The sequence below is a fragment of the Desulfosarcina sp. genome, assembly GCF_046496365.1.
GTDB lineage: Bacteria > Desulfobacterota > Desulfobacteria > Desulfobacterales > Desulfosarcinaceae > Desulfosarcina.
In genome coordinates, this window is the sequence record NZ_JAWOHB010000202.1 from 1 (window position 1) to 7,095 (window position 7,095).

The 7,095-nt window shown below is 59.9% G+C and carries 4 protein-coding genes; 2 read left to right on the forward strand and 2 right to left on the reverse strand.

Translation table 11 applies throughout. From position 1 onward, the window contains the following. The first annotated feature begins 379 nt into the window (after positions 1-379). Complete coding sequence (locus tag R6V78_RS19335) at positions 380-2,032, forward strand: AIR synthase-related protein (RefSeq protein WP_410291029.1); 1,653 nt, start codon at positions 380-382, stop codon at positions 2,030-2,032. A 61-nt stretch (positions 2,033-2,093) separates the two neighbouring features. Here the strand turns inward: R6V78_RS19335 and R6V78_RS19340 are convergent, their stop codons facing one another. Both R6V78_RS19340 and R6V78_RS19345 read right to left on the reverse strand, forming a co-directional pair. Then, positions 2,094-4,427, reverse strand: a complete 2,334-nt coding sequence (locus R6V78_RS19340; RefSeq protein ID WP_410291030.1) for an ATP-binding protein — start codon at positions 4,425-4,427, stop codon at positions 2,094-2,096. A 20-nt stretch (positions 4,428-4,447) separates the two neighbouring features. Beyond that, positions 4,448-5,602 (reverse strand): amino acid ABC transporter substrate-binding protein, encoded by a 1,155-nt coding sequence (locus tag R6V78_RS19345; RefSeq protein ID WP_410291031.1) that lies wholly within the window; start codon positions 5,600-5,602, stop codon positions 4,448-4,450. A 709-nt stretch (positions 5,603-6,311) separates the two neighbouring features. Between R6V78_RS19345 and R6V78_RS19350 the strand changes: the two genes are divergently transcribed. Continuing rightward, a partial coding sequence (locus R6V78_RS19350; RefSeq protein ID WP_410291032.1) for a hypothetical protein occupies positions 6,312-7,095 on the forward strand: 784 nt, incomplete at its 3' end.

The window sequence follows — 7,095 nt, forward strand, 5'->3', positions numbered from 1 at the left end:
CGAGTGTTGGGCCTCTGGCTATGGAATCCGGCGATCGGCCCGTAATAACCCGGCAGGCTCCCGTCGCGGCTGAGCCACTGCCCGATCGACTCTCTCCCGTATGGGGGCGGGTGATCCATGGCGGGATCAAAAAAGCCTTTGCCTGCGTGGTGGTTTGGGTTATAGGGACGGCTTGCTGATTTCAAGGGCAGCCTACCACATCCGGGTTCAAAAAAACAGCCATCCGGTTGCGGTCGGCCCGCAACCAGAGATGACGCCCGACGATGCCATGAAAACATCAACAAGCAGGCCGGTGGATTCCCGCTTTCATGGCACAGCAGGGCCTCTCCGTGGACATGCGCCGGCAAGGTCCGGAAACCCAGACTCCAGGAGCAGTCGCTTGAACGCTTTCCCCAAGCCAATGCCGGTTGACGCCATGACCGCCGAAACGTATCGCATCGATGCGGTTCTCTTCGACTTCGACGGCACCCTTACCCGGCCCGGTGCGCTTGATTTTTCAGTGCTCAAGCGCGCTGTCGGCTGTCCCGACGGAACCCCTGTGCTGGAGTTCATGGCCGGCATCAGCGACCATGCCCGGCGGCTGGAGGTGGCCCGGCAGCTGGACCGGTTCGAACTGGAGGGGGCGGCGATATCGCATCCCAATGACGGGGCCGAGCGGATTATCCGCAGGGTTAAGCAGGCCGGCCTGCCGGTGGGTATTCTTACCCGCAACAGCCGCGCGTCGGTGGCCAGGGCCCTGAAAAACTTCCGATCCTTGTGTCTGGCCGATATCGACGTCATGGTCACCCGGGAAGACCCGGTCAAGATCAAGCCGTCCGGGGAGGGGGTGCTGCTGGCGGCCGGGAAAATGAACGTGGATCCCGCCCATGTGCTGATGGTGGGTGATTTTGACTTCGACATGCTGGCAGGCAGCAATGCCGGGGCGCTGACGGCCTATCTCACCAACGGCCGACCGGTCTCTGCGGCGCTTCACTGCCGGTTCGTCGTTGAAACCCTTCTGGACCTGGAACCGATTCTCACCGAGGGAATCGCACTGCCTGCCGGCAAGCTGCCCAACCCGTTTCTCGAAGAACTCCTGGCGGACTGCCATATCGACGACCCGTCGGTGATTGTGGGACCGTCGATCGGTGAGGACACGGCGGCCGTTGATATCGACGGAGAAGCGGTGCTGGTGCTCAAGACCGACCCCATCACCTTTGCCACCGAATCCATCGGCCGCTACGCCGTCTTGATCAATGCCAACGACATGGCCACCGCCGGAGCCGAGGCGCGCTGGATGCTGGCCACCGTGTTGCTTCCCTGTGGATTCTCCCGGGCCCAGGTGCGGCGGATCTTTGTCGACCTCCGGGATGCCTGCACCGCCTGGGGGGTTACCCTGTGCGGTGGCCATACGGAGATCACCGATGCCGTTTCCCGACCGGTCGTGGCCGGGATGATGGCCGGGACGATCGCCCGCAAGGACCTGATCCGCAAGCGCCGGATGGCTCCCGGCGACCGGGTGCTGGTGACCAAAGGCGTCGCCGTGGAGGGTACGGCCATCATCGCCGCTGAATTCAGGGGCCTGCTGCTGGAAAAGGGCATGACCGCCGCCGAGATCGACGATTGCAGCCGCTTTCAGAACCGGATCAGCATCCTGCCCGAAGCCCGGATTGCCTGGACCGTCGGCGGGGTGTCCGCCCTCCATGACGTGACCGAGGGGGGCATTGCAACGGCACTGGCGGAGCTGAGCCAGGCCGGCGCAAGGGGCCTTCGCATCCGGCGGGATGCGCTGCCGGTTTACCCCCAGACGCGGCGCATGGGCGAGCTGCTGGGAATCGACCCGCTGGGGCTCATCGGGTCTGGCAGCCTGCTGATCTGCTGCCGGCCTGATCGTACGGACCGGCTGCTGCGCGCAATGGCGCAAGCCGGAATTGTGATTACCGAAATCGGGGTCGTGACGGCAGCCGGGCCCGGGATCGACGCGCTGGAGAATGATCAGCCGGCGGCCTGGCCGCATTTTGATGTGGATGAGATCACGCGGCTTTTCAGATAGTCAGGCCGCGCCGGCGCGGCCCGACTGATCCAGTGGGTTCAGTCGGGTCCGGGCAGCGGCGTCATTCGAGTCCGGCCTTGACCGCCATGCCGATGGCCTCGAGGCTGTAGGGCTTTTTGATGTACTGGCGGGCGCCGAGCCGCTGAGCTTCCCGGACGCGGTCGTTTTCCGAAAAGCCGCTGGCGATGATCGCCTTCTGGCCTGGATGAAATTTGAGAATCTCACGGTAGGTGTCCAGCCCGTCCATGCCCGGGTCCATGATCATGTCCAGGATCAGCAGGTCCGCCCGCCCGGTGCGCATGTATTCGACGGCCGCCTCGCCGCTTACGACCGAATCCACCCGGTATCCGAGATATTCCAGGATGCGGGTGGCTATTTCCCGCTGGTCGGCGAAATCGTCTACCACCAGGATCGTCTGGCCATCGCCCCGATAATTTTGAATCAGGCCGGTTTCGGCGTCGTCTGCCCGCAATTCCCGCGTTATGGGAATGTACAGTTCGAATGTGGTGCCCCGGTTCGGGGTGCTCTCCACATCGATATAGCCGTTGTGGTCCTTCACGGTTCCCCACACCACCGCCATGCCCAGCCCCGTGCCGCTTCTCCCCATGACCTTTTTCGAGTAAAATGGCTCGAAAATCCGTTTCAGGTCCTTGGGGGCGATGCCGATGCCGTCATCGGCCACCGAGAGGACGGCATAGTCGCCCTGCCTTACCTCGTCGTAGCCCCGGACAGGGCGTTCCACATACTGGTTGCGGGTTGACAGGCGGATCAATCCCCTGGCCGGATCCACCGCCTCGAAGGCATTGGAGACCAGGTTCATCACGGTTTTGGAAAGGTGGACCGGTGATCCTTTAACGTCCATCAGCCGATCATCCAGATGCACCTCGATCACCGCATTGGGGTGGTGCTTTGCCAGCTTCTCATGTTCGGGAGCGTGCAGGTATTCGGTGACGATGCGGTTCAGGTTGGTCACCTGGGAAATGGCTACCCCGCGCCGGGCCAGGGTCAATAGGTCCTGGACGATGGCCGCCGCGCGTTTGCCCGAGTTTTCGATGGTTTTTATGGGATGGCGCAGGGGGCTCTCTGCGGGCAGGTCCAAAAGCAGCAGCTCGGGGTAGCTGACCAGCCCGCTGAGAATGTTGTTCAGGTCGTGGGCCACCCCGCCGGCCAGCAGACCGATGGCCTCCATTTTCTCCGAGCGGTGGAGCTGGTTTTCCAGTTCCCTGCGTTCCAGCGCCTCGGTGTGACGGGCGGTGACATCCGTAAAAAACCCCAAATTGCAGCGGAGACCGTCGATGACGACCGCCGTCGCCTTGATATCCGCAAAAATGGTGCCGCCGTCTCTGCGCACACAGGCAATGTCTGCGGCCATCGATTTGCCGGTGTCGTGGAGCTGCTCCGCCAAATCGGCCAATATTTGCACGGCCTCGTCCGGCGGATGAATATCCAGCATGGTCATCGATACCAGCGTCGCTTCGGAATAGCCCAGCATGCGGCAGATGGCGGGGTTGGCGTAGCGGATGCGGCCGGTGGATACCTCGGTCACGAGGATGCCCTCGGCAGCGCTGTCGAAAAGTTCGCGATAACGTTTTTCGGACTCTTTCAGGGCAGCGATGAGTTCCGACACCTCCTTGTTCTTTCTCTCCAGGCCACCCACCATGGTGTTGAATGCCTCCACCACCTGACCGATCTCATCCCTGCGCAAATTGGGCAATTCAGAGAGATTTCCTTCGGCAACCTTGCGGGTGGCGTCGGCCAGACGCTTGAGCGGTGAACTGATCAAGCGGTTGACGACCACCAGCAGGACCAGCCAGATAGCCCCCAACAATCCGAATGTCCCGCTGAGAATGATGCGTCTGGCCAGGATCAGCGGGGCCTGGTAGTCGCTCTCGTTAATATAGCCGACCAGGTACCAGTCCCAGAAAGGGAAGTATAAATAGTGCGCGCGGACCGGGTTGCCCCAAAAGGAGAGATCCCGTATGTCGCCACCGGGCATCGGTTTGATCAACGGGAGCTTGACAGGGTCCCGGGTCAGCTTTTCGGAGACTGCCACCAGCGCGCCGTCCTTGCGCAGCACCAGCATGTGAATGCCCTGAAAACGGCTGGCGAGCCTCTTGATCTCTTCGCCGGCCTCCCTCTGAAGGGCGGCGTTCATCTCCCGGTCATCTTCCAGCCGGAGATCCAGCAGATAGTTGAGATGGTTTTCACAGATCTGAAGCGCCATGCCCGACATGTGCGTCAGTTCCGAATCGATGCGTGCCCGGATAGAATCGCTGATGGGTGGGGTGATCAGACTGGTGGCGATCATGCAAAGGATGACACCCACGGCCAGAACAGGCAGCAGAATCGACAAGAGGATGCGGTTTTTAAAGGGGCGGGCGATTTTCTTATTCAAGGCCTGTGCTCCGGAGGCGATTAAAACCGAGGGGGTGCGGTCTGCATTTTGGTGGGGTAGACGATCTCTTTTTTACCCGCCTGCCATTGCACCACAATGGGGTTGTGGCCCACCTGCCTGCCCTGGTGATCCACCTTGAACCGGCCGATGACGGTGACGGTGTCCAGGGCGCTGATGTAATCCCTGATCCGGTCGTGATTGATCCCATTCAGACTGGTGACGGCCTGCTCCAGAATCTGGCAGCTGGCGTAGGCCGAACCGGCATGGTAGGAGGGCAGCCGGCCGTAGAAGGTTTTGAAATCCAGAATAAATGCCTTGGTCCCGGGGAAAGGGATGCGTTCGTCGGGCTCCCATTGGGAGGGGCCGAAGATCCCCTCGGCAATGGGGCCGGCCTGGCTGTAAAAGTCCGGGTGGACGGGGGTGACGGTCATGCCCAGGGCCCTGGGGCGCCAGCCGGTCCTGCCAAGCAGTTCCAGGATGCGGTATCCTTCTTGCGGGTAGCCGGCAATGATCAATCCATGCGCATTCTTTGCAGCGGCAGTGTCTATCAGCGCGGGCAACTGGCCCTGTCCGGGCACAAAGGGCTTTTTCAGGAGCACGGCGACGCCGAATCGGCCGGCCCACCTGGCCGAGCCCTCGGCCACATCGATGCTGAAGGGGCTGTCGTCATAGATGATCGATACGGTGTCGTAGCCCTGCCTGGCCATCAGGTCCAGCATGCCGATAAAATAGCGCTCGGCCAGCGCATACATGCCGAACACATACCGGTAGCCGCGATCCCAGACGGAATTGCCCGAGGCCGCGCAGGCCAGCATGACCATCTGACGGGCTTCGCTGACCTGGGAGGCCTGCAGGGTCAAGGGCGTTCCGTAGGGGGAGAGAACCAGGTCGACCCGGTCGTGATGGATCAGCTGCTTATACTGGTTGAATGCAATTTCGGGATCGCTGCGGTCATCCAGGATCACCAGTTCCACCGGGCGGCCGATCAGCCCGCCGCGCTGGTTGACCTGCATTTCCCACAGCCGGTAGCCGTCCCGAACCATGGCTGCCGGTTGGCTGTAGCGGCCCGAAAGAGAGAGTGTGGCGCCGATCCGGATCGGCAGCGGGGGGGCCGCGGCGGCCGACAGGGGAAGCAAAAGGAGCAGGACCGCCAGGATCCGTGTTCGCCGCAACATGTTGCCTGTATCCATAAAGGTAGCTATCATCTTTGACGGCGCCGTAAAAAGTCCAATATCTGCGTTACGCTTCATCCCTCGTCACTGCAACGTACGTTAAGTAAGCCTCATTCCTCGGGATTCGCAAGCCTTGATCTTGGACTTTTTACGGCACCGTCCGATAATCGACTTTTTACCAGTTCACCATCTTTGATGAACCCGTAGAAAGTCACAAACAGTGTCACTCCCGCGGAGGCGGGAGGCTATAACTATCTGAATCTTATGGATCCCCGCCTTCGCGAGGATGACAATAAACCTGAAATTTCGACTTTTTACGGAACCATCATCTTTGACACTCTTTCACCGCCGGATCAATTCGTCAAGTATGATGAGCGACCCGGCTTATGCCCGGGCAGCCAAAATCGATGCCAGGTGGGCGGTCCGGAAATTTTTGAGGTTGCCCACGAAGCAGTCGGTTTGCACCGATTGGGAAATATTTTTCCTATTCAACGGCCCCCCTTTTTTGCGGCGGAAACGTGCAATTTCAATAAAATGTTTAAAATCTGGTAGGTTATATAAATGCGGCCTGGCTTGCATGCAAATTGCTTGTTTGTTGATGAAAAAATTGAATATTAAACACATGTGTTATATGGAAATGCCTGACATGCGCTGGCACAACCATCAGCCAACGCATGCAGCCGATCCTTTTTTGCCCTGAGGAAACAAGCAGATGGACCAGCCCGCCAACCCCGACATCCACCGCAAGCAGCTGTTTGCGCTGTATCGCGCCTATACATGGGTCGGGGTTGTGGGTGTGGTCATGCTGGTTTTCATCTGGGTCCACTACATCAATGCCAGACGGTTGGACGAGCTGACCTCACCCCTGTGGATGGCGATCAAGGAAGTTAAGCTGGAAGCCACTGCCGTTCAGCACGAAGCCATCGATCTGCTGCGCGGCGAGATTGATCCCGCTTCCGATGGTTTGTGGCTTTATCTCGATCAGTCCATCTGGCATCTTGCCACGCTTTTGAACCCGGATCGGCACAGCAGCCGATTCTGGCTGTTTATGGAAAAAACCGAAATCGGCGAGCGCATAAAAACGATCGACGCGCAGTTGGTCCGGTTGAAGTTGTTTTTAATGCAGCAAAAGGGTTCCCTCAAGACGCCCGAAAGCGTGGCCGCAGGGATTGCCCGGCTGAACCTGCACTTTGGCGATTTCCAACACCAGCTGGACCAGGTCGAAGCCGACATCGCGAGGCTGATGACCGCCGAGCAGCTGCAGCAGCGCATCGCTCATGCGGCGCTGGTGTTGATCTGCGCGGGCATGATTGCGCTTGTGATCTTCCAGATCCGCCGGTATGAGCGCTATCGACGGGAAAGCTACGAATCATTGGACCGGGCCAATATCCAGTTGGCCCGGCAGATCGATGAACGCGAGCGGGCCGAACTGGCCCTCAAGGAGAGCGAACAGCTGTTCAGAACCATTTTTGAAACCAGCCCGGATACGATCGTCC